The organism is Lysinibacillus fusiformis, from assembly GCF_016925635.1.
Taxonomy (GTDB): domain Bacteria; phylum Bacillota; class Bacilli; order Bacillales_A; family Planococcaceae; genus Lysinibacillus; species Lysinibacillus fusiformis_F.
In genome coordinates, this window is sequence record NZ_CP070490.1 from 1547903 (window position 1) to 1570865 (window position 22963).

The 22963-nt window shown below is 33.1% G+C and carries 20 protein-coding genes; 4 read left to right on the forward strand and 16 right to left on the reverse strand.

Features of this window, described 5'->3' with window-relative positions; genetic code table 11:
• Positions 1–27: 27 nt before the first annotated feature.
• The 4 genes from JTI58_RS07675 to JTI58_RS07690 all read right to left on the reverse strand — a co-directional run bounded on the left by JTI58_RS07675 (position 28) and on the right by JTI58_RS07690 (position 3907).
• Positions 28–567, reverse strand: coding sequence for a TVP38/TMEM64 family protein (locus tag JTI58_RS07675; RefSeq protein ID WP_009374061.1), 540 nt, complete (start codon positions 565–567; stop codon positions 28–30).
• Between the two features lie 50 nt (positions 568–617).
• Positions 618–1547, reverse strand: a complete 930-nt coding sequence (locus JTI58_RS07680) for a C39 family peptidase (protein WP_009374070.1) — start codon at positions 1545–1547, stop codon at positions 618–620.
• Between the two features lie 192 nt (positions 1548–1739).
• Complete coding sequence (locus JTI58_RS07685) at positions 1740–2321, reverse strand: YdhK family protein (protein ID WP_009374071.1); 582 nt, start codon at positions 2319–2321, stop codon at positions 1740–1742.
• Between the two features lie 734 nt (positions 2322–3055).
• Positions 3056–3907: a cupredoxin domain-containing protein gene (locus JTI58_RS07690; protein WP_157798149.1), complete on the reverse strand. Its 852-nt coding sequence runs from the start codon at positions 3905–3907 to the stop codon at positions 3056–3058.
• Positions 3908–4272: 365 nt separating this feature from the next.
• Between JTI58_RS07690 and JTI58_RS07695 the strand changes: the two genes are divergently transcribed.
• Positions 4273–5193: a C40 family peptidase gene (locus JTI58_RS07695; RefSeq protein ID WP_009374075.1), complete on the forward strand. Its 921-nt coding sequence runs from the start codon at positions 4273–4275 to the stop codon at positions 5191–5193.
• Between the two features lie 86 nt (positions 5194–5279).
• Here the strand turns inward: JTI58_RS07695 and JTI58_RS07700 are convergent, their stop codons facing one another.
• The 4 genes from JTI58_RS07700 to JTI58_RS07715 form a co-directional block, all read right to left on the reverse strand.
• Positions 5280–5897 (reverse strand): NAD(P)/FAD-dependent oxidoreductase, encoded by a 618-nt coding sequence (locus tag JTI58_RS07700; protein WP_009374077.1) that lies wholly within the window; start codon positions 5895–5897, stop codon positions 5280–5282.
• Between the two features lie 167 nt (positions 5898–6064).
• The gene (locus JTI58_RS07705; protein ID WP_009374078.1) at positions 6065–8485 is read right to left on the reverse strand and encodes a heavy metal translocating P-type ATPase; all 2421 of its coding nucleotides are present in this window, start codon (positions 8483–8485) and stop codon (positions 6065–6067) included.
• An 81-nt stretch (positions 8486–8566) separates the two neighbouring features.
• Positions 8567–8773, reverse strand: coding sequence for a copper chaperone CopZ (gene copZ / locus JTI58_RS07710; protein ID WP_009374080.1), 207 nt, complete (start codon positions 8771–8773; stop codon positions 8567–8569).
• Positions 8774–9225: 452 nt separating this feature from the next.
• The gene (locus JTI58_RS07715) at positions 9226–9555 is read right to left on the reverse strand and encodes a four-helix bundle copper-binding protein (protein ID WP_009374082.1); all 330 of its coding nucleotides are present in this window, start codon (positions 9553–9555) and stop codon (positions 9226–9228) included.
• A 317-nt stretch (positions 9556–9872) separates the two neighbouring features.
• On the opposite strand from JTI58_RS07715, the gene merR reads away from it, so the two are divergent.
• From merR to JTI58_RS07730, 3 genes are all read left to right on the forward strand, one after another.
• The gene (merR, locus tag JTI58_RS07720) at positions 9873–10265 is read left to right on the forward strand and encodes a mercury resistance transcriptional regulator MerR (protein WP_001863748.1); all 393 of its coding nucleotides are present in this window, start codon (positions 9873–9875) and stop codon (positions 10263–10265) included.
• 28 nt (positions 10266–10293) lie between these two features.
• Positions 10294–11934 carry a mercury(II) reductase gene (gene merA / locus JTI58_RS07725; RefSeq protein WP_002440486.1) on the forward strand — a complete coding sequence of 547 codons (1641 nt, stop codon included), beginning with the start codon at positions 10294–10296 and terminating at the stop codon, positions 11932–11934.
• A gap of 159 nt (positions 11935–12093) precedes the next feature.
• Entirely contained in the window at positions 12094–13416 is a 1323-nt protein-coding gene (locus JTI58_RS07730; protein WP_009374086.1) for an ISL3 family transposase, read from the forward strand.
• A 537-nt stretch (positions 13417–13953) separates the two neighbouring features.
• Here JTI58_RS07730 and JTI58_RS07735 read toward each other — a convergent pair.
• From JTI58_RS07735 to JTI58_RS07770, 8 genes are all read right to left on the reverse strand, one after another.
• The gene (locus JTI58_RS07735) at positions 13954–16056 is read right to left on the reverse strand and encodes a copper-translocating P-type ATPase (RefSeq protein ID WP_009374088.1); all 2103 of its coding nucleotides are present in this window, start codon (positions 16054–16056) and stop codon (positions 13954–13956) included.
• A gap of 226 nt (positions 16057–16282) precedes the next feature.
• Entirely contained in the window at positions 16283–17455 is a 1173-nt protein-coding gene (locus JTI58_RS07740; RefSeq protein ID WP_009374089.1) for a D-alanyl-D-alanine carboxypeptidase family protein, read from the reverse strand.
• Positions 17456–17620: 165 nt separating this feature from the next.
• Complete coding sequence (locus JTI58_RS07745; RefSeq protein WP_009374090.1) at positions 17621–18355, reverse strand: urease accessory protein UreH domain-containing protein; 735 nt, start codon at positions 18353–18355, stop codon at positions 17621–17623.
• Positions 18356–18376: 21 nt separating this feature from the next.
• The gene (locus JTI58_RS07750) at positions 18377–19303 is read right to left on the reverse strand and encodes a F510_1955 family glycosylhydrolase (RefSeq protein ID WP_009374091.1); all 927 of its coding nucleotides are present in this window, start codon (positions 19301–19303) and stop codon (positions 18377–18379) included.
• Between the two features lie 12 nt (positions 19304–19315).
• A complete protein-coding gene (locus JTI58_RS07755) occupies positions 19316–19993 on the reverse strand; it encodes a response regulator transcription factor (protein ID WP_009374092.1) in 678 nt (225 codons plus the stop codon).
• Between the two features lie 16 nt (positions 19994–20009).
• Positions 20010–21371 carry a sensor histidine kinase gene (locus JTI58_RS07760; protein ID WP_009374093.1) on the reverse strand — a complete coding sequence of 454 codons (1362 nt, stop codon included), beginning with the start codon at positions 21369–21371 and terminating at the stop codon, positions 20010–20012.
• Positions 21372–21411: 40 nt separating this feature from the next.
• The gene (gene resA, locus JTI58_RS07765; protein WP_036075026.1) at positions 21412–21945 is read right to left on the reverse strand and encodes a thiol-disulfide oxidoreductase ResA; all 534 of its coding nucleotides are present in this window, start codon (positions 21943–21945) and stop codon (positions 21412–21414) included.
• A 39-nt stretch (positions 21946–21984) separates the two neighbouring features.
• On the reverse strand, positions 21985–22695 hold the full coding sequence (locus JTI58_RS07770; protein WP_009374095.1) for a cytochrome c biogenesis CcdA family protein: 711 nt from the start codon (positions 22693–22695) through the stop codon (positions 21985–21987).
• Positions 22696–22963 lie beyond the last annotated feature (268 nt).

Genomic DNA, 22963 nt, shown 5'->3' on the forward strand with positions numbered 1-22963 from the left:
ATCTAAGAAAACTTTGAATAACTTTTTTTATTTCTTAACTTTCCAAATCAAAATGATAATTGAAATTAATAAGATACTTATTACAATTTTCCATATTAAATTTACTTGCATAAAACCATATACTGCACCTGCTTCAAAGATTAAAGCTGGTATTTTTCCAATCGTACTAGCAAGCGTAAATGTGCCTAAAGACACCTTAGAAAATGCACTAGTAAAAGTCACAAGACCTGATGACATAAAAGGTAAAATCCTTAAACTGACAATTATCCAAAATGCATCAGAACCTTCCAACTCCTTTAATTTTAAAAGTTTAGGGTGCAATACGAACGGTCTTTTCCATTTATTGATTCCTTTTCTATATAAAATAAAGCTAATAACTGCACCAATTGATTCACCGATAATAGAAATCAGCAAACCGTTGAATACTCCAAAAAACACAAGGTTAGTGGCTGTAACAAAAACACTTGGTAGTACACCTATAATACTAACCAAAGTATTTATCATTAAACTAACCAAAATTGCAAATAATCCAGATTGTTCTAGTAAATGAAGTAATTTTTCTTCCATGATTAAACGCTATCTTTTTTAACCTATTACTTGCATATAATGAACTATTGTTAATAAACAACAACTGCCTGTTCGCCTAATGCTTCATAACTATTAAAAAATGCTCCCTTATCCAATGTTATAATTCCCTTACGTGGATCCATTACTTCCACAGTAGTATCTCCCACAGATAATAGTACCATTGTATGTAAATTTTGATACATTTGATGGTATTCACCTGTTTCTTCAATAATCCATCCCCCTTTAACCTTTGGTGGTGAGAGGTCCAATGTTACCCATGTAATAACTGGTATTCCCTGTCTAATATAATTTGTTATTTCTTTTATTGTTCTTCCACTAATATTTTTTGCTTGTAAATCTAACTTTCTCTCTGTGATAAAATTATTAGCTGCTTTGACAATTGGTTCGGCAAAAACATATGTACCCGTTTCTAGATTACTTGGCTCGCCGCCATATGCTTGATTAGGATTTGGCCCATACTTTTTTTTCATTTTGTATTCAAAAGATTGTTTAGGTAAATAATTTTGATCCATTTCTAATTTAGATGTTTCTGCACCATAGTAATTAAGTACTGCTGTAAGAGTAGTTATTTCACACCCATTTGGTAGTTCAGGATTTTGTAGAATTACAGGTACTCCAAATCCTTTATTATGATTTACTGCATATGTTTGAACCAATATGGATTGTGTAGATGACGTATACGTAAATTTTTTTTCTGTTAAATACATCCCTGTTGTAAAATTGTCTGGACTCCCTACTTTTACTGTATAAGTTTCATTTGGTTGTAAATTATAAAATTCTGCCTCACCTTTATCCAAACTAATTGTTGAATCTATTTCTTTCCCTTCTTCATCGAGTAATTCCACATATAGATCATTAAGTGGATCTCCACTAAAATATTCAACTGTTAAAACTGCTATTTTATTTGAATTGATATTTTCGTTTGTACAACCCTTTAAAAAAACTACTAATACTCCCAAAGTGAAGATAATTCCTCTCTTTCTAATTTCCCACGCCTCCTCAGTTATTGTTATATTATTAAAAATGAATATAACGAATAATTATGGAGAAATTATGGATTAAAATTAAAGGATATTATAGAATTTCTAAAACTAAAAAAGATGTCCAATTTGTCAAAATTGACTCGTCGAACATCTTTAAGTATTTAATTTTTATGGAGAAGATAATTCACTTTCCGTTAGCCATTTATGATTTTTTATTTTTTCACCATTAGTAGAAGTGTAGTCAACCACATACACAGTAGTTTCTTCTGCGGAATCAATTTTTGCAGTTACCCCTTCCATACCCTCCATATGATTAGCATTTATAATAACCTGTGTTCCTGGTTCAAATGGCTCTGAACCAGCACCTTCTATTTCTTCTTGAATGACCCACTTATGATTTGTTACTCGATTTCCACCATTTGTAGGAGCGTAAGATATAGTATAGACTATTGTATCGTATGCCCCTACAATTGTTGCTTCAGCTCCATCCATGCCTTTCATGTGATCTGCATGAATTATTGCTTTTGTCCCAACTCCAAACTTAGGATTTTCAGCTTCTTTTAAACCTTCAGGAAGTTCATTTGAACTAGGATTCATTTCAGAATGGTCCATACCTTCCATATCTTTCTCGGCCATTTCATTTGTCTGCATTTCTTGTTGACTTTCTTTCTTATTTGTATTTCCTGTACATGCAGAAAGCATTAATGCAGCAACTATAGTAACAAGACTCATTATAATTTTTTTCTCCATCATAGTCCTCCTACTCGCAGGCTTGAATTTTTGTATTCCCAATCATCATAAATTTACTTTAGGGATATTTCATACGAGTTTTTCTTTATTTAGAATCACCAAGAAAATTTAATATATACATTTTAAAGATACCTTCCTTATTCATTTTTAAAACCTGGATTGTCAAAAATGTTGAAACAGCAAAAGGGGTAAGGAGCTTTTTTTAAATTAATTCATATAATGAGATTAACCAATTTTTTAAGGAGTAGATAACCATTGATAACGAAGCTTTTAAAACATTTTCTGATTCTCAATTATTAATTGAATCTATTGAAAAACTAGGTGATGAATTATTTGCATTAACTGTGGAAATTGCATTGAATGTCTTAAAGACTGTAAGTAGTGAAGATGGCCAATTTACAAGCGATTTTTCTTCGCCATCAAGTTACTTGCAACAACAGATAGATTATTTGATTTCTGAATTAAAAATGGTAAACGAAATTATACAAAGTAATGAAAACGAAGCAAAATAATATTTGTGATTGTATCCATATGCTTCAAAATTAATACCCTACTTTTATTTGAGACTAAACATTTTTTATTTCACCGTCATCTTATTTATCAAAAAATAGAGCTTATCTAAATATATAGATATACCTTATGCCCTGTTAATAATAACTGGGCATTTTCAAATAAGTATCATTGTATTTAATTTGACAACTCCATTTGTATATCAATTACAAAATCAAAGCTAATTACTTAATTATAAACTTGCCAACCATACCAAGCTCCTTATGTCCTGGAATAGTACAAACAAATTGATATTCTCCTGTATTAATGGGAGTAAAACTCATTTTTTCTGTATTTTTAGGCCCAACATGGAGATGAATCATATTCTCCTCCTTTTTGTGATGTACATGATTATTACTACTAATAGTATTTGATGTTGGTATTGTAACTTCAATATCATGTTCTATATTATCTTTATTAATTAATTCTAATGAAACCGGTTGATTCTTCTCCAAAATTACTTCAGAGGGCGAATACTTCATATTTTCTGTTTCTATAGAAATAATCTTAATCTCTTTCTTTTCTAATTTATTTTGAGCGTTCGAGTGTAGATTATGATCCACTAAAGAAGAGTCTTTAATAAAGTTTATTTGTTTTTCGGCAAAAGGAATGCCCCCAAAAAAGTAGAAGAGTATAAAAACCGAAAAGAAGAAGGGTGTTAAAAAGCCCATTTGACTTTGGAATGTTTTTTGACTTTTACTTGGAAGTAGCGCAAATAAAAAAATAGTGAAAATTGATAGCAACAGAAAAATTCTTATTAATACAATGGATTGCCCGCCATCCACCATTTCACCTAACATTGCCCCCATCATACCAGCCATTAAACCTGCCATTAAACCTTCTAACATAGGTAATAATCCAAAGTTGCAACCACTTAAAAAGCCAATGCTTGCACCGAGAATAATTGAAATAATCGTTGAGTAAAACAAGTTCCCTTGAAAGGTAACTCCAAAAAGTATTCCTAATGTTAGCCCTACATTCATACTAAAAAACATTGAAATAGTCATACCTTGCATAGGCTTAATAGTCTTTTTCATAATTCTTGAAACCATTATGACAATTAACAATAAAAACATTAGTGATACTAAGACAAACATTTGATAAAATCCCACATATCCATCCTTTAACAATTTAATTAGCCTGTCTAAAATACACACCGTATACCTTATATAGGTATGCTCGAAAGAGAGTATTTATTTTATTATTACTTGATTTAAGTTTTATTTATCTTCAAGTAACATCACCTAGTTATTATTGCAGTGAGATTACACCGAGTATATTAAGTCACCAATTTTAATATTCTGCACAAATCAGTAATATAAATGAAAAATTTAGTATCTCTATTCCATGCTATTCTTACTTTAATCAAAAAAGCGATTGCTTTTCGAAAGGAGTAAGTTTAGTGAAAAAGAGATGGTTACTACCGGTTTTTGCGTCATTTGTAATTTTTTCAGGAATAGGTATGAATGATGCTGAAGCAGCATCAGTTACTGATTTGACGAGTACAGCGAAAGATTATATAGGAGCTCCTTATAAATATGGTGGGAATGATATTAATACAGGTGTAGATTGTTCAGCATATACAAAGTTTATATTTTCTAAGTTAGGTATTTCTTTAGAGCGCACATCTAAAGACCAATATCAGCAAGGTACTTCTGTTTCTAAAGATAGTTTAAAAGCAGGTGACCTCGTATTTTTTAATACTTCAGGCAACGGCATATCTCACGTTGGAATATACATAGAGAATGGTAATTTTATATCAGCTACTCCAAGTTCGGGTGTTAGAATTGATAAATTAAACGATCCTTACTATTGGGGTTCTCGTTATATAGGTGCAAAACGTATTGCAAACTTTACTACAAATGAAATAGCTCAAGCAGAAGTTAAAGGTGAAGAGATAGACTTTTCCATTTATGCCTCACGTGGAGCAGTAGCCATACAGCTTGCTAAAGCTTTAGCATTAGATACAAGTGATACAAACTCAAGTTTCCCTGATGTTAAATCATCTTCTGAACAAGCTGGAGCTATAGTAGCACTAAAAAAACTTGGAATTTTTAATGGAGATAGTAATGGTAAATTTAACCCAAATTCACCGATTACTCGCGGTCAATTAGCAAAGGTTTTAGTTGAAGCATTTGATTTAGAACAACAAGGAGAACCAAAGAATTTTACAGATGTAACGAGTACTCATTGGGCCAAAAATTTTATAGCAGTTCTTTCATCAAATAAGATTACGCAAGGTAAAGGTGATGGCACATTTGGCGTAAACGACAAAGTAACATTAAATCAATTAAATATCTTTATAGAACGATTAACTCGATAAATTTTGTTCGAGGACTTAAATTAAAAATGGCGGCTCATTTATTCAGAGCCGCCATTATAACCTTCCCAGAACTTCTTAGAGTAAAACTAATTTATTAACTCTTCTTTTCCTATCCGTTTTAAAAATTTGAAAAACGTTTCTCGTTTTTTTCCATTCTGTGAATATACATTTATAATCTTTTCTATTTTATCGTACAATTCATCTGGTGTTAGATTCTCTTGCAACAAAGATCCCACCTCTGCATCTTTCCCTTTTGCTTTTCCTCCAACATATAAATTGTAATGGTCTTTAATTTTCATAATCCCTATATCACTTAACATTGGTTCACCGCAACCAACAGGGCAACCTGTGTATGCAACTTTAAGAGTGAATGGTACAGCTTTTCCTGCTATACGATTATTTATTTCTTTTGCTACTGGCATCCCCTCTTCTTCTTCTCCTTTGCAAAAATTACATGTTCTCAAACTCTTTACAAAGTTGCCAACTGGATAACAAGATAAATTAACACGGTTGAATTCTTCAATTATTTCTTCTTTTTTATTTTCCGGAATTTCTAGATAGAGTTGTTGGAAGGTTGTTAACTCAAGCTGTGCGTCGTCTTCCATATATTTGGTGATCGTTAAAAGTTGTTTAGAATTTAGTTTTGCCCCAAATTCTATTCCCCCATTAACGGCAATTTTAATTTTTTTATCTTCATTACTCATACCAATTTTCCTCCATACTTTCCCAAACAATTAATTTATTTTGCTCTTTACCTACCTAAGGATGGTTTATCTGATGAAAATAGTAAGTTAAATTATGTCAGTTAAACTATTGCGTATTTCTTTATAAGTAAACCCAATAGAGTAAAGTTTACAATTGAATTAAAGGGTTATTTATTATCTAATTTTACTCTTTGTAAGCGTAATGCATTTAAAACTACAGATACAGAACTAAATGCCATCGCCGCACCTGCTACCCATGGAGCAAGTAGACCTATTGCAGCAATAGGAATACCCAAAGTATTGTAGGCAAATGCCCAAAATAGGTTTTGCTTAATATTCCGCATTGTTTTTCGACTCATTAAAATAGCATCTGCAATACTATTTAAATCGCCACGAATTAACGTAATATCAGCAGCTTCCATGGCAACATCCGTTCCTGTACCAATGGCCATACCGATATTTGCTGTGGCCAATGCCGGAGCATCATTAATACCATCTCCCACCATCGCTACATTTTTCCCTTGTGCTTGTAGCTTTTTCACCTCGTCTGCTTTACCTTCAGGCAATACTTCAGCGATAACTTGATTCACGCCTACTTCTGTTCCTATCGCTTGAGCTGTACGTTCATTATCACCAGTCATCATAATGACTGTAATGCCCATATTCTGTAGTCGGTGGATTGCCTCTTTTGACGTATCTTTAACTGTATCAGCAACAGCTACTAAGCCTGCATACTGACCATTAATGGCAGCAAGCATTGCTGTTTTACCGTTTCGCTCTAACTGCTCCATTGTTGGTAAAATATTATCAATATTGATTCCGTATTGTTGCATTAATTTTCGTGTACCAATGACAACTCCTTGACCTGACACAGTTGCCTGCACACCATAACCTGGAATAGCCTCAAAAAATTGAACTTCTCCTAATGCTATGCCACGTTTTTCTATGCCCTGTACTATAGCTTCTGCTAACGGATGCTCTGACTGTTTTTCAGCAGCCCCAATTAATGATAAAAAACGAGCTTCCTCCTGCTCTGAATCTAAAAGAACGTCTGTAAGAACAGGCTTACCATGTGTTACTGTACCTGTTTTATCTACAACCACTGTATCAATACTTTGTGTTTGTTCTAAATGTTCTCCACCTTTAAATAAAATACCAAATTCAGCTGCACGACCTGAACCTGCCATTATGGAGGTTGGCGTTGCTAACCCAAGCGCACAAGGGCAAGCGATTACAAGTACTGCAATTAAGACCTCTAAAGCTGGTGTAAATTCTCCTGGGCGAACCCAAATGATCCAAACTAAAAATGTGACAATTGCAATGCCAACAACAATTGGTACAAAAACCCCCGAAATTTGATCTGCTAAGCGTTGAATTGGTGCTTTTGATCCTTGAGCATCCTCAACCACTTTAATGATTTGTGCTAACGCTGTGTCACGACCAACCTTTGTCGCTGTCATTTTAATAAATCCATTTTTATTAATCGTCGATCCAAATAATTGATCGCCTTGCTTTTTATCAACTGGTAAACTTTCACCTGTAAGCATTGATTCATCAACAGCTGTTGTTCCCTCTATTACCTCACCATCTACAGGTATCTTTTCACCTGGTTTCACTAGAATAACATCGCCAATGATAACTTCTTCTAAAGGAACCTCTTTTTCTACACCGTCACGTACAACAATAGCGGTTTTAGCTTGAAGTCCCATTAGTTTTTTTATGGCTTCAGATGAGCGTCCTTTTGCTTTGGCTTCAAATAATTTACCTAATAATATTAATGTAATTAATACAGCACTCGTTTCAAAATAAAGATTTGGACCATGATGCGACCCTATCGTCACAATCGCTTGATAAACACTATAGAAATAAGCTGCTGATGTCCCCATGACCACAAGTACGTCCATATTAGCACTACCATTACGTAAAGCTTTATATGCCCCTACATAGAATTGCTTACCAACAATAAATTGCACAGGAGTAGCCAATACCATTTGGATCCACGGATTCATTAGAAATTCTGGGACATATAAAAATGATGTAAAGGAAAAATGTCCAACCATCGTCCAAAGCAGCGGTAAAGAAAGAATAGCCGATAAAATAAATTTTCGTTGTTGCTGTTTAATGGCCTTTTCTCGATGGTCCACTGTTTCCTGTTCATCAGCCTTTTGATGAGCCCCATAGCCCAATTTCTCCACCTTCGCAATGATGTCTACGATTGACACTTCAGATGGATTAAACTCAATCATTGCTTTTTCCAGGGCTAAGTTAACATTGGCAGAAGAGATACCACTTAACTTATTTAACCCTTTTTCAATGCGAGTTGCACAAGCTGCACATGTCATACCTGTAATATCAAGTTCCGCCTTTTGTTTAACAACCCCATAACCAAGTGCTTCTATTTTTTTTTCGAAATCTTCTTCACTTAATTTTGCTGGATTGTACTTAATAGATGATTTTTCAAGCGCTAAATTAACAGTCGCTTGTTCCACACCATCCATTTTATTTAAACCTTTTTCTATACGAGTTGCACAAGCTGCACAGGTCATTCCTGTGATCTGAATGCTCGCTTCTTTTAATGTATTACTCATGATGCTGTTCACCTTCCTCATACCCAATAGGGGTATATATTTTTGAAAACAAGAGAGTGCATTTATGCACTCTCAAAAATATTATTTTACCTCATATCCCTGTTCTTCTATTGTTTCCTTAATTTTCTCAAGCGATACTTGGGATTCATTAAACGATACTTCAACTTGTGCATCTTTTAAATTCACGTTTACTTGATCAACACCTTCTAATTTCCCTAAACTTTTTTCAACAGTATTTACACAATGACCACATGACATTCCAGTTACCTTTAAGATTCTATTTTCCATAAAAATCCCTCTCTTTTGAAATATTTTTATAAAATGTAAAAGGGTATTAATAATTTTTTTATATTTCCTTTTAACTTTCGAATTGTGATTTTAACTTATATTGGCTTCATCACTTTTAATGCAGTTTATCATTATCAAACAAGCTTTCTTTAAACGATAAATTTGTAATTACATCATCACCGTAAATTATCAACCTCCTCTAAACACACATTCATGTTACCATACCCCAGTTAGGTATGTAAAGTGGTGTTTTAATTTACTATATGCGTCACTAATTATGCAGTATATGTTAAATATCACGTTTATTTAACATTCAAACACTGTGACTTAATTAAATTTTTTAGCAGTCCATCAAAAAACTCTGCTCCTAAATAAGCAGAGTTTAAAACATTTTCGCGTTAGAAGAATTACTTTTATTTATCATTGATTCTTCATTTATAAAATCAAATCTTCTACACAGCCATTTTTTTACATACTTCAGCGCATCGGTAACATGTTTCTGCACATTCTTGGCAATGTTTATGATGTTCATGTTTTTTACAAACATCACCACATGCCTGACAAATCTCAGCACATAATTGACAAATTTGCTTTACGAATGGACTACCAGACTGCATCGATTTAGCAGAAAATGCACAAATATCGGCACATTCTCTAAGGGTACGAATGCACTCCGCTAACATTTTAACATCATCTTCTTCTAGACATTCATGATAACATTTATTACATTCCTTCATACACTCTAGACAAGCTTTAATACATTCTTCATAGCTCATTTTCAATTTTAAATACCTCCTGTTAATTTAGTCTGTCTTATTATAACCACTCCTATTTACTATATACCCCATTCAATCATAACTAATCTTCCCTATTGATATTAAACGGGTCTTCGGAATATATAGTGGAATTACTTTCTTAATAGTTTAAAAACAACTGGTGTTTAAATCGGATTTTCTGGTGGGATGTTAGGATAATCAATAGTATTATATAAAAGTATCAATCACATACGAGTGATACTTTGGGAAAAAAATAAAATAGTCCAATTTACTTGACCGTGTACTATGGTACACGGTTTATAATATTCATGGGGTGAAATAAGATGATTTATCGCATTAGTGAGTTTGCAGATAAATGTGGAGTTAATAAAGAAACGATCAGATATTACGAGCGAAAAAATTTATTACAAGAACCTCACCGAACGGAAGCTGGTTATCGGATATATTCATATGATGACGTTAAGCGTGTTGGGTTTATTAAACGAATACAGGAACTTGGTTTTTCTTTAAGCGAGATTTATAAATTACTTGGTGTTGTAGATAAAGATGAAGTTCGTTGTCAAGATATGTTCGAATTTGTTTCTAAAAAACAAAAGGAAGTGCAAAAACAAATAGAGGATTTAAAACGAATTGAAACTATGTTAGACGACTTAAAACAACGATGTCCAGATGAAAAGCAATTACATTCGTGTCCAATAATAGAAACATTAACATGAGAGATTAATTAACGAAAGGAGCTTTTTTATGAATAAATTTAAGGTAAACATTTCAGGAATGACTTGTACGGGTTGTGAAAAACACGTAGAATCAGCACTTGAAAAGATAGGTGCTAAAAATATTGAGTCTAGTTATCGTCGTGGTGAAGCAGTATTTGAACTGCCCGATGATATTGAGGTTGAAAGTGCAATAAAGGCGATTGATGAAGCAAATTACCAAGCCGGAGAAATTGAAGAAGTATCATCACTAGAAAACGTGGCGTTAATTAATGAAGACAATTATGACCTTCTTATTATTGGTTCTGGTGCTGCTGCCTTTTCTTCGGCAATTAAAGCTATAGAATACGGTGCAAAAGTTGGAATGATTGAGCGTGGAACGGTTGGGGGAACCTGTGTGAATATTGGCTGTGTTCCGTCAAAAACTCTTCTTAGGGCAGGGGAAATCAATCATTTATCAAAAGACAATCCGTTTATAGGTTTACAAACATCCGCTGGAGAAGTGGATTTAGCTAGTTTAATCACGCAAAAGGATAAATTGGTGAGCGAACTTCGGAATCAAAAATATATGGATTTAATTGATGAATATAATTTTGATTTAATTAAAGGTGAAGCAAAATTCGTTGATGCTAGTACGGTTGAGGTCAATGGGGCAAAGTTATCTGCAAAACGCTTTTTAATTGCAACAGGTGCATCGCCTTCGTTGCCCCAAATTTCAGGACTTGAAAAAATGGACTATTTAACTAGTACAACACTTCTTGAGTTAAAGAAAATACCAAAACGATTAACTGTAATTGGTTCAGGATACATTGGAATGGAGCTTGGACAACTATTTCATCATTTAGGTTCAGAAATAACGCTTATGCAAAGAAGTGAGCGACTTTTAAAGGAGTATGATCCTGAGATTTCAGAGTCAGTTGAAAAAGCGTTAATTGAACAGGGTATAAACCTTGTCAAAGGGGCAACTTTTGAGCGTGTTGAACAAAGTGGAGAGATAAAAAGGGTTTACGTAACAGTAAATGGCAGTAGAGAAGTCATTGAATCAGATCAGTTACTTGTTGCCACTGGAAGAAAACCAAATACGGATTCTTTAAATTTAAGTGCAGCAGGTGTTGAAACTGGAAAAAATAATGAAATCCTGATCAATGATTTTGGTCAAACAAGTAATGAAAAGATTTATGCAGCAGGAGATGTGACTTTAGGACCACAATTTGTATATGTAGCAGCCTATGAAGGTGGAATTATTACTGATAATGCTATTGGTGGATTAAACAAAAAAATAGATTTATCGGTAGTTCCTGCTGTTACGTTTACGAATCCGACGGTTGCAACGGTTGGTTTAACAGAAGAACAAGCAAAAGAGAAAGGGTATGATGTGAAGACATCTGTATTACCTTTAGATGCTGTTCCAAGAGCAATTGTAAACCGTGAAACAACCGGTGTATTTAAACTAGTAGCAGATGCAGAAACACTAAAAGTATTAGGGGTTCATATTGTATCTGAGAATGCAGGAGATGTCATCTATGCAGCATCATTAGCTGTTAAATTTGGCTTAACGATAGAAGATTTAACAGAAACCCTAGCACCATATTTAACAATGGCTGAAGGGCTAAAATTAGCTGCACTTACGTTCGATAAAGATATTTCGAAATTATCTTGTTGTGCAGGCTAAGGGAACTTTTTTACAACTCCCTATTCAAGTGAACCAGCTAATGCTTTAAGGGATTTTCTAAGTGCATTTGTGGTCACAAAAATAATTTAACACTGATGATTTCGACATCAAATCTATAATTGATACCTTAACACCGCAGAGTAATAAAGGATGAATAATATGTCAGACTTATTATCCCTACCAGACATTAAAACAATAGAACCGCCACAAGAAAATGAAACCGATATGATGTTTAAAGTTGAAGCAGTCGGACCACCTGAACGTTGTCCTGAATGTGGTTTTGACAAGTTGTACAAACACAGTTCAAGAAATCAACTAATTATGGATTTGCCCATTCGTTTAAAGCGAGTGGGCTTACAATTGAACCGTAGACGATACAAGTGTCGTGAATGCGGATCTACCTTCTGGGAACGCCTAATATCTGTAGATGAAAAGCGTAGTATGACCAAAAGGCTTTTAAAGTCCATTCAAGAGCAATCCATGTCTAAGACCTTTGTAGAAGTCGCAGAAAGCGTTGGTGTTGACGAGAAAACCATTAGGAACGTTTTTAAGGACTATGTGGCACTCAAAGAACGTGAATACCAGTTTGAAACTCCTAAGTGGCTTGGGATAGACGAGATACATATTATCCGTAGACCTCGGCTTGTATTGACTAATATTGAACGCAGGACTATTTATGACATCAAGCCTAACCGTAACAAGGAAACAGTCATCCAACGTCTTTCAGAAATCAGTGACAGGACTTACATTGAGTACGTCACAATGGATATGTGGAAGCCCTACAAAGACGCAGTGAACACTATCCTTCCACACGCTAAAGTTGTCGTAGATAAGTTTCATGTAGTTAGAATGGCTAATCAAGCCTTAGATAACGTCAGAAAGTCTTTGAAAGCCCATATGAGCCAAAAAGAAAGACGTACCCTTATGCGTGAAAGGTTTATCCTTCTAAAGCGTAAACACGATCTAAATGAACGTGAATCATTCCTCTTAGATACTTGGTTAGGTAATCTTCCTGCTTTAAAAGAAGCCTATGAACTCAAAGAAGAGTTTTACTGGATATGGGATACTCCTGATCCAGATGAAGGTCATCTTCGTTATAGTCAATGGAGACACCGTTGTATGTCCAGCAACTCTAAAGACGCATATAAAGACCTCGTGAGAGCCGTAGACAACTGGCATGTCGAAATATTCAACTACTTTGATAAAAGGCTCACTAATGCTTATACGGAGTCAATTAACAGCATTATTAGGCAGGTAGAGCGAATGGGTAGAGGTTACTCGTTTGATGCCTTACGAGCCAAAATCCTTTTCAATGAGAAGCTCCATAAAAAGCGTAAGCCACGATTTAATTCAAGTGCTTTCAATAAAGCTATGTTATACGATACTTTCAATTGGTATGAAGTGAATGATCACGACATTACAGACAACTTTGGTGTCGATTTTTCCACACTTATTAAGAATTTGGAGAAGGGTGATTTATAAGCCCTTTTCCACCATAAAATCCGAATACCCTATTAAACTAAGAGAAGCTTCATGAGACCTATCATCATACTAATTATGATTCCCATTCCTATGATTGAATAACTAATTACTTTTAAGTCATCTTTTTTTTGCAATCGACAGTATTTTTTATAACTAACTTCTCCATTTGCGAACATAAGACCAAATTGATCAGGTTTAATTGAATAAAATACACCATTCTCGTCTTCTAAAATTAGTTTTGTTATAAGGTTCTCCCCGTTCGATTTTTGATTATGAGTATTGCTTCTCGAGCCTTCAATCCTCACCACTTTGTATATGGAGTTCCCCAAAATCTTTTCTGTTATATGAAAAGCTTGATCTTCTATAAAGTTGTTATTTATACACACTTATATCCCCCCTCTGTTCACTAAGCTTCTGATATACTATATGTAAAATTTAATATATAGTTTTAACTAATCAGGAAATTGGAATCTTTTTTTTACAATATAATAAAAATTCGTCAAATTATATTTGACGAATTTTTTGCTTCATCTTTACTTATTCGATTTTGAGCAATTGTGCATTTATTGCACATATAATCGTACTTAAGGACATGACAGCAGCTCCAATTGCAGGTGTAATAACAATACCTACACTATATAAAACGCCTGCAGCTAGTGGAATTGCAAGAATGTTATAACCAGCTGCCCACCCTAAATTTTGGACCATTTTTTTATGACTAGCTTTCGATAGCTTTAATGTATTCAGAATGTCCTCTGGATTGCTGTTTACCAGTACTACATCTGCAGTTTCAATGGCCACATCTGTGCCTGCACCGATCGCAATACCTAAATCTGATTCAGCCAGTGCAGGCGCATCATTAACACCGTCACCAACCATTGCAACTTTCGAATTTTCTTCTTTTAGTCCTTTCACCTTATTAGCTTTTTCATGGGGTAATACTTCAGCAATAACTTTCGTCATGCCTAGTTTTTCACCAACATATTTTGCTACACGCACGTTATCACCTGTCATCATAACGGTTTCAATACCTAAATCACTCAATTCTTTTATAACCTTATAAGAGGAATCCCTTATTATGTCTGCTAAAGCAATCATGCCTAAAAATACATTATCCTTTAATATAAAAATAACGGTTTTACCTTGTTGTGCAAGTTTTTCGTAAGTACTTTCATCGAAGCTAATATTTTTTTCTTTTAAAACATTTGGACTAACAATTGCAATTTCAGACCCGTTAACATTAGCCACTAACCCTTTACCTGTTAAATTTTTAAAACCTTTTACTTCAGATACTTTTATATTTTGCTTCTTACCCTCTTTTACAATTCCCTTTGCTATTGGATGTTCAGATTGAATTTCTACAGAGTAAGCAAGCTTTAATAATTCTTTTTCGCTAACCCCTGTAACTGGATGAATATCCGTTATACCAAAATTACCTTCAGTTAAGGTACCAGTTTTATCAAACACAATTCTATTGATTTTAAATGCGTTTTCAAATGAAGTACGATTCCTAATTAATAAACCCTTCTTAGCAGCAATAGATGTAGAACGTGATGTTACTAAAGGAGTAGCTAGACCTAAAGCATGAGGACAAGCAATTATTAAAACTGTCACCATTCTTTCTAATGCAAAATCAAAGTCATCTGTTGACCACCAATAAACCAGTGTGATAATACCTGCAACAATAGCGACATAGAATAACCATTTAGCGGCTGTATCAGCAAATCCTTGAGCTTTTGATTTAGTTTTTTCTGCATCGCTTACTAATTGGATTACTTGTGCAAGATAAGTGTCACTGCCTGTTTTACTAACATTTATTTTTAGTACACCCTCTCCATTAATTGAACCCCCAATGGCCTCCATACCTACCTTTTTTTCAATAGGAATTGATTCCCCAGTTAACATCGATTCATCAACTGTAGAGTGTCCTTCAAAAACTATTCCATCAATGGGAATTTTCTCGCCTGGTTTTACTAGTATTTGATCACCTGGTTTTAAATCTTCAACAGATACTTCAATAAGGTTGCCTGATGCATCTAACTTATGAGCTTCTTTAGGCATTAATTTAATTAACTCTTCTAATGCTTTTGAAGCACCCATTATTGATCTCATTTCGATCCAATGTCCAAGAAGCATAATAACAATTAAGGTTGCTAATTCAAAAAAGAAGTCACTTCCTTCAATGAAAAATGCTGTTAGTGAACTATAGACATAAGCTGTTACGATAGCAAGAGTAATTAATAGCATCATCCCAGGAGTTCTATTTTTCAATTCACTCCATGCTCCAAGTAAAAATGGTTTTCCTCCATAGAAAAAGACTATTGTTGAAAGTAAGAATAGTAATAATGTGTCACCAGCAAAATTTACTTTATATCCAAGAAGCATCTGAATCATCATGGATAAATATGATATTGGAATCGTTAATACTAAAGATACCCAAAACCTTTTCTTAAAATCAGAAATCGAATGACCATGGTGTTTGTTGTTACCCTCGCTTTGATTATGTTGATGATGATTGTGTTCATTATTTTTCTTATTGTTAGGGCTGTAATTTTCATGAACATCTTGCATATGATTTGTTATTGGTTCATGCGAAACATTATGATTGTGGATGTGGTCTCTTTTTTCTTTTCTCTCCATCAAATATCACTCCTCTAAATATAAATCAGATGTGTACTATTTTTTTAGTGAATGTTCCCTCATTTTTCTTGAATTCATTTCTCCTAGGTTTCCTAGAAAAAATATTTCTTATTTAATCTTAATTTACCCCAAAGTTATGCAAAAATTATGAATTGTAATTTGAATAAAATTATTATTTAACAAAAAAAGAATGAGGATAAAAATGTACCTCATTCTTTGTCTTAATTTATATTAATTTCTTCTTTCGAATAAACTTTAAATAGATGAATAGGACGAAAATAAACATTACGCTAAATTTTGTGTACACCGATGCATCCTGATTTAAATTCGAGTCCTCTGTGTCTTTATGAGTTACATTTTTATTTATTTTACTATTGGCATTTTCTAACTGAAAAGATGCGATAGTATCCTGATTTTGATTTAATAGCTCTAAATGACCCTTTCCAGAGATTCTTTGACTAACTGTTTCATGTTGTAAAACTATATAATCGAGTTTTTCTTTGGTCTTAAAGGACATTTCATCAATTTTATATATTTTTCCCATCGGAATATTCCTAGACTCAAAATTCTCAAATGCATAATCAAGAAGTTCTATTGTATCGTTATAGGCCATGTCTTCTGTTTGCGCTTTAAGCGTTACGACAATAACCGATATATCGTTTCTTGTTGCTGTTGTTATAAGAGTTATTCCTGATTCATCAACATATCCAGTCTTTCCACCCGTTATTCCTTCATAAGGTCGCTCTCTCATTAATTTATGATGACTATAAAGAGTAGTATCCCACGATTTGCCATCCCAATTAAGTTCCTTTAGACCAAAAATTTTACGAAACTCCTTATTTTGCATTGCGTATTTCGTAATTTTTGCTAAATCTTGTGCAGTAGTTTTATGATCTGGATCATATAGTCCATGGGGATTTACAAAGTTCGTATTTTGTATTCCAATATTCTCTAAATATTTATTTATACTAGTCGAAAACTGTTTTACAGACCCATCCAAATGCTCAGCAATAGCAATACCTGCATCATTACCAGAATTCACAAGTAAGCCTTGAATAAGCTTTCTTAGATTAACCTTTTCTCCTTCTTCTAAAAAAACCCTAGTTCCTTCAACTTCTCTAGCATTTTTACTAATTGTGACAATGTCTTCTAGGTTCCCTTTTTCAATTGCATATATTGCAGTTGCTATCTTTGTTAAGCTAGCAGGAGCCATCTTCTGATTTGGATTTTTTTCATATAAAATTCGCCCCGTTTTTTCATCTATTAATATAGCAGCTTCACTGCTAATCAAAGGAGATTCGACCTTCATTGCGCCATGAACTCTATAAACAAAATTTGAACCTAGTATTAAGAAGATTACTACTAAAATCGCAACCTTTTTTATTAAATGTGTTTCCATATTATTATTCTCCTCATAGTAATCTACACATGTATCTTAGAAAAAATATGTGGAGAAAATATGGAGAACAAGTTACGTAATCTAAACTTAACACTTGTAACAATAGTGATTTCTATTAATGTTTGAAAAGCAATGTACTTTTATTTGTTTCTAAATTATTTATATTTACATTCCCCAATAAGTAATTGTGTCAAAAATTCCAATAATAAAAAGAGTAACTCCGGCTATTTTTTGAATAAACCTACCTACTTTAATACTTTTCTTCATTACTAATCCCTTAATATCAAAGTACCATATAAAAAATAAGATGATGACAAGAGGTATTGATGTTGCCAATCCAAATATTGCAGGTAACACTAATCCATATGAAGTCGACATAACGGTTGGCATTAGCCATACAAAATAGAGTACAAACATTGTTGGACAGAATGCAATTGCAAAACTAGCTCCTAGAAAAAAGGAACCAATATAACCTTCTTTTAGTATAGTAGGAACGTTCTTTGAAATTCGATTTAATATTCTTAACTTTATTGTCCCCATTAACACAAGTCCGGTAAGTATTAATAGAGGACCAATCAATTTTCGGAAAACCGGAAAGAAATTAATTATTTTGTTTTCAAATGTTTGTCCAAATGCCCACGCCAACAAACCAATTGCACTATATACTATGACTTTACCCATAATAAACGAAACGATCTCTCTCCAATTACTACCTAATTGGATAGTACGATTACCATATAACGTAATAGCGCTAATATTTCCAGTCAGTTGACATGGAGCAAATGCACCTATCAACCCAAGGAGGATAGATATAATGATTGGGGAATGCTCATATGAATTTAAGAATACAGAAACTGGTTCACTTATGGTTTGACTAATTTGAGACATCAAATTATACATCTCAATCACCCTTCAATAACCTTATTTTATTTTTAATTCCCCTTCTGAAGCTAATTTATCCCACGATTCCCCTTCGTTCTTAGAAAGATAGAAGTTAAGATTATTTGTTACAAAAGTAATTTCTTCTCGATTAGTAGGATTAGAAGCGATATAAATAATTGGGTCTTGCATTATCTCGTTTGGGAGTTGTATATTTTTTTCTTCTTTACTATCCAATGAGAATGATCTAAGGGAAACAGAATTTGAGTCATAGTTTGTATAGTAACCCCCATTCTCATTTAAAGTTACGTATGTAACCATTTGAGTAGACTTAAGTAATTTAAAGTTAACTCCATAGTCATTCGAAACAAAGATTCCATCTTTACTACCAATTGCAACTATTTCTTTTTTGGAAGGGTGAGCTGATAAATTAGAAACAAACTCGGAATTAAAGCCATTCATAGCTGATTCAGTCCAAGACTTCCCTTCATCAATTGAATAATGCAATCCACCACTCATATTCTCTGTAGGTGTTTCATTAATGACATAGATTGTATTCGAATCATAACCAGCTGCAAGATAATGAAAATCAATTTCGCCGTAAAAGGCTAATTGTTCTAGATTTGCTCCTTCATCTGTACTTTTTATAACTCCTAAAGGGTTTTTAAGGTTTGAGCCTTCCTCAGGATGTCCACTTGAATAGAAGCCATCTTTGACCGCCTGAAAGCCCATATAGTCATGTTTTTGGCTGTTCGCTTCTTCCCAACCCTTTACACCATATTTATACAATCCTCTATGTGTTGCAATTACAAAATCACTTTTACCATTTATATATCCCAAACCATGTATATGTTCAATTTTTGGGTTATCCACTTCTTCAAATGAATAACTATCTTTTTCTTTTGAATTACAAGCACTTAAAACTAAAACAATAACTAATAGACCTAACCAAATTTTGTAATTTTTCATACTTTTCTCCTTTTAACTCCATTTATACCCTATTCCCCAAACCGTTTTAAGGAACTCATCGGTAGGAAAGTCAGATTTACTTAATTTTTCTCTTAGATTTCTTATATGTGAATCAACAGTCCGCGTATCTGTATCTGTTTCATATTCCCATGCAGCATGCAGTAATTCCTCTCTTGTAAATGTCTTAGAAGGTCGAGATATTAATGCTTTTATAATTAAAAATTCTTTTAAAGTAAGTTGCACACTTGAATTTTGGTAGTGTAGAGAATATGTTTCTTTATCTAAAACAAAATCTTTAAAAGTGATATTTTCATTATCCTTTTCAAATCCGACAATTCTACGCAAAACAGCATTGATTCTTGCTATTAACTCTCTTTCATCGAATGGCTTGGATATATAGTCATCTGCACCTAATAAAAGTCCCTTAGCTAAATCAGATTTATCAGCTCTTGCAGTTAGCATTATAATGGGTACTTTTGAAAATTCACGAATAGATTCACAAACATCCCATCCATCCATTTCAGGCATCATAACATCTAATAAAACGAGATCGATATTTTCTTTCTTAATTCTCTCTATTGCCTTTATTCCGCTCTTTTCTTTAATACAGGTATATCCATGTGGAATTAAAAATAATTCGACTAAATCGAGCATTCTTTCTTCATCATCCACAATCAAAATTGTCTGCATATTTAACCTCCATGTGTTATATGATCACCGTAAATGTACTTCCTTCTCCAAGTTTACTTTTGACTTCAATGGTACCATTGTGTGCTTCTACTAATTCCTTCACAACAGCAAGTCCAATTCCTGAACCACCATATGCACGAGAACGTGATTTCTCAACACGATATAGCTTCTCAAAAATGAAGTCAATTTCTTCTTGTGGAATGCCAATACCTGTATCAATAACCTCAATTCTTGTTTTCCCTTCATTTTTACAAGCCTTTAATGTTACCTCTGTATTTTCCTTTGAATATTTCAAAGCATTATCCAATAGGTTTATGACAATTTGCTCTAAACGTAATGGGTCAGCATATATTTGAAAATCTTCAGTGCAAACAAAGTTCAACTTAATATTCTTGAGATCATATGAAGGAGCAACAAGTTTACATATTGCTTCGAAAAAATATCGAGCAGAGAAAGATTCTTTCATGACAGTAAATGTGTTTTCGTCCATTCTAGCCAAGTCTAATAAATTTTTTACCAATTCCTTCATTCTATTGGACTCTTCAACAATAATTTCAAGATACTGTTCTCTTTGTTTCTTACTTAGACTCTCTCTCATCGCTACTTTTGAATATCCAATTAAATATGTCAACGGTGTACTTAATTCATGAGCCACTGACGCCAGAAATTCATTCCGGTCTGTTTTTAAACGTTCTAAATCATTGGCTAATTTCTGAATTGAACTTGCTAACTCACCAAGCTCGTTTTTACTTTTAATTGCAAGCTTTACATTAAACTCACCTTTGCTTAATTTCTCTGTTGCCTCTTTCATCCGTATTAAAGGTCTTGTTATAACTTTTGACAGAACCGCGTAAACAATAAAAAGTACAATAAAACTTGTAGCACCTGCCATACCAAAATGTTCAGTTAATTCATGAACCATCTTATTAAGAGAACCAGTACTTTGTAGCATTAAAACGTATCCAGATTGATTTGTATTTGAGATATAAGGATGCACACTCATAATATAAGGGGATTCTTTCCAGTTAGAAGTCAATAATTCATCTGTTTCTACGTCTACGTTCTTTATTAAAGAAACTATTTGTCCACTTAAAGATTCACTAATATCTGAACTACCAATGATATTTCCTTTATTATCGGTAATGATCACCGCACGATCTTTACTTTTTTCCATCAAAACGATATGTTTTATTGTAGTTTCAGAAAAATTTTCAATTAAAACATCTCTATGATTAGCACCATTCGCCAATAATGTATAATATTCTTCTTCAACTCTCGAATTAATTATATTTCGATGAAGATAAAACATAAGAAATAAATCCATTATTAGCACTACAATAAAAAAACACGATGCTAATTTTGTAGAGATTTTGTTCACTAATTTTTTCACCTCTCTTATTAGTCTAAAAAATTATTACTTAGTCTGGTAAAATTTGTTCCATGTAACTCTTTATATCCTGTTCTTTCATTTCTCCAGTGATTATTTTTTCTATTTTACCCTCTGAATTAATAAGAATAGTCGTTGGTAATGGATTTATATTATATGCTTCCATTACACTTTTGTTTTTGTCAATTAATACCGGAAAAGTTAAACCTTTTCGGTCAATATAATTTTGAACCACGAAGTCGGATTCTGCTATATTTATAGCTAATACCTGTATACCTTTTTCTTTATATTCCTTATAATATCTATCTATAATTGGGAATTCCCTTTCACAGGGTTTGCACCAAGTCCCCCAAAAGTTTAAAAAGACACCTTGTCCTTTGTATTCCTCCAAATTATGTTTATCACCATACATATCAACTAGAGTAAAATTTGGAGCATTATCCCCTATTTGTAATACTTCATTTTTTTCTTTAGTTAAAGTTGTATATACTGTAAATAATATTGCCCCAAATAATACAATTAATATAATTGAACGCATAAGAAATCGTCTCTTTTTTTTATCCATAATTAAGTTTGGTTCCTTCCCCTCTTATATGATATAAAACTAAAAGCCAGTAAATCCTCCAAAAATAGGTGTTAAAAACGCAATAATTTTAGTCATCATATCAAAGTACAATAAAACCCCCATCAGAATCATTATTGCACCACCTATTTTCATAAACAGTCCATTTTTTCTTTGAAGAAACTTCATTTTTCCAATAAATAAGGACATTATTAGGAAAGGTATAGAGAAACCTAGCACATAAAATAACATGTACAACATTCCTTGCCCGGGGTTAGACACTCCTAAAGCTATTACTCCGGCAAGAATTGGTCCAGTACAAGGTGTCCATCCAGCTGCAAAACCCATACCAATAAGTACTGAGCCAAAATATCCTTTGGGCCTTTTTTTAAAACTAATCTTTTTTTCCGATTGTAAAATATCGAATTTAAAGAAACCTAGAATAACTAATCCAAAAAAGACCATGAAAATTGCTCCAAATTGCCTTAGTAACTCTTTATACTGAATAAAAATCTTTCCGATAAAAGAAGTTGAGAAACCTAATGCCATAAAAATAATAGAAAAACCAAGTAAAAAAAGCAGGGTATGTATTAAAGACTTTCGTCTTAAGATCCCTTTCTCTTCTTTTAGTTCATTAAAGGATATTCCTGTTATATAAGATAGAAAAGCAGGATACAATGGTAATGAACAAGGTGATACAAATGATAATAATCCAGCCCCAAATGCAAGTATTAAATTTAATTGTTCTAACAAATACTCTCACGCAACCTTTCTACAGAACATTTAAAAATAAAGTATAGACTATAAATGTGGAGAATATATGCATATGTTGATACATATCAAAATTAAGAAGTTTATTTTTGATACCTTTCTACAACTCATTAATTAATAGCAATTTTTTTTTAAAAAAAGTTTTAATTCCTGCTCTAAGGATTATAATTCAACGGTAATAATGACAAAACAAAACCCTGGCACAGTAGACAATGTACCAAGGTTATTTTAATGTACCTACTTTATATAT

What these genes read in the sequence shown, in the direction of transcription:
- JTI58_RS07675 (WP_009374061.1), bottom strand. Translation starts at nt 567, where the DNA reads ATGGAAGAAAAATTACTTCATTTACTAGAACAATCTGGATTATTTGCA.
- JTI58_RS07685 (WP_009374071.1), bottom strand. Translation starts at nt 2,321, where the DNA reads ATGGAGAAAAAAATTATAATGAGTCTTGTTACTATAGTTGCTGCATTA.
- JTI58_RS07690 (WP_157798149.1), bottom strand. Translation starts at nt 3,907, where the DNA reads ATGAAAAAGACTATTAAGCCTATGCAAGGTATGACTATTTCAATGTTT.
- JTI58_RS07700 (WP_009374077.1), bottom strand. Translation starts at nt 5,897, where the DNA reads ATGAGTAATGAAGATAAAAAAATTAAAATTGCCGTTAATGGGGGAATA.
- JTI58_RS07705 (WP_009374078.1), bottom strand. Translation starts at nt 8,485, where the DNA reads ATGAGTAATACATTAAAAGAAGCGAGCATTCAGATCACAGGAATGACC.
- copZ (WP_009374080.1), bottom strand. Translation starts at nt 8,773, where the DNA reads ATGGAAAATAGAATCTTAAAGGTAACTGGAATGTCATGTGGTCATTGT.
- merR (WP_001863748.1), top strand. Translation starts at nt 9,873, where the DNA reads ATGATTTATCGCATTAGTGAGTTTGCAGATAAATGTGGAGTTAATAAA.
- merA (WP_002440486.1), top strand. Translation starts at nt 10,294, where the DNA reads ATGAATAAATTTAAGGTAAACATTTCAGGAATGACTTGTACGGGTTGT.
- JTI58_RS07730 (WP_009374086.1), top strand. Translation starts at nt 12,094, where the DNA reads ATGTCAGACTTATTATCCCTACCAGACATTAAAACAATAGAACCGCCA.
- JTI58_RS07735 (WP_009374088.1), bottom strand. Translation starts at nt 16,056, where the DNA reads ATGGAGAGAAAAGAAAAAAGAGACCACATCCACAATCATAATGTTTCG.
- JTI58_RS07740 (WP_009374089.1), bottom strand. Translation starts at nt 17,455, where the DNA reads ATGGAAACACATTTAATAAAAAAGGTTGCGATTTTAGTAGTAATCTTC.
- JTI58_RS07745 (WP_009374090.1), bottom strand. Translation starts at nt 18,355, where the DNA reads ATGTATAATTTGATGTCTCAAATTAGTCAAACCATAAGTGAACCAGTT.
- JTI58_RS07750 (WP_009374091.1), bottom strand. Translation starts at nt 19,303, where the DNA reads ATGAAAAATTACAAAATTTGGTTAGGTCTATTAGTTATTGTTTTAGTT.
- JTI58_RS07755 (WP_009374092.1), bottom strand. Translation starts at nt 19,993, where the DNA reads ATGCAGACAATTTTGATTGTGGATGATGAAGAAAGAATGCTCGATTTA.
- resA (WP_036075026.1), bottom strand. Translation starts at nt 21,945, where the DNA reads ATGGATAAAAAAAAGAGACGATTTCTTATGCGTTCAATTATATTAATT.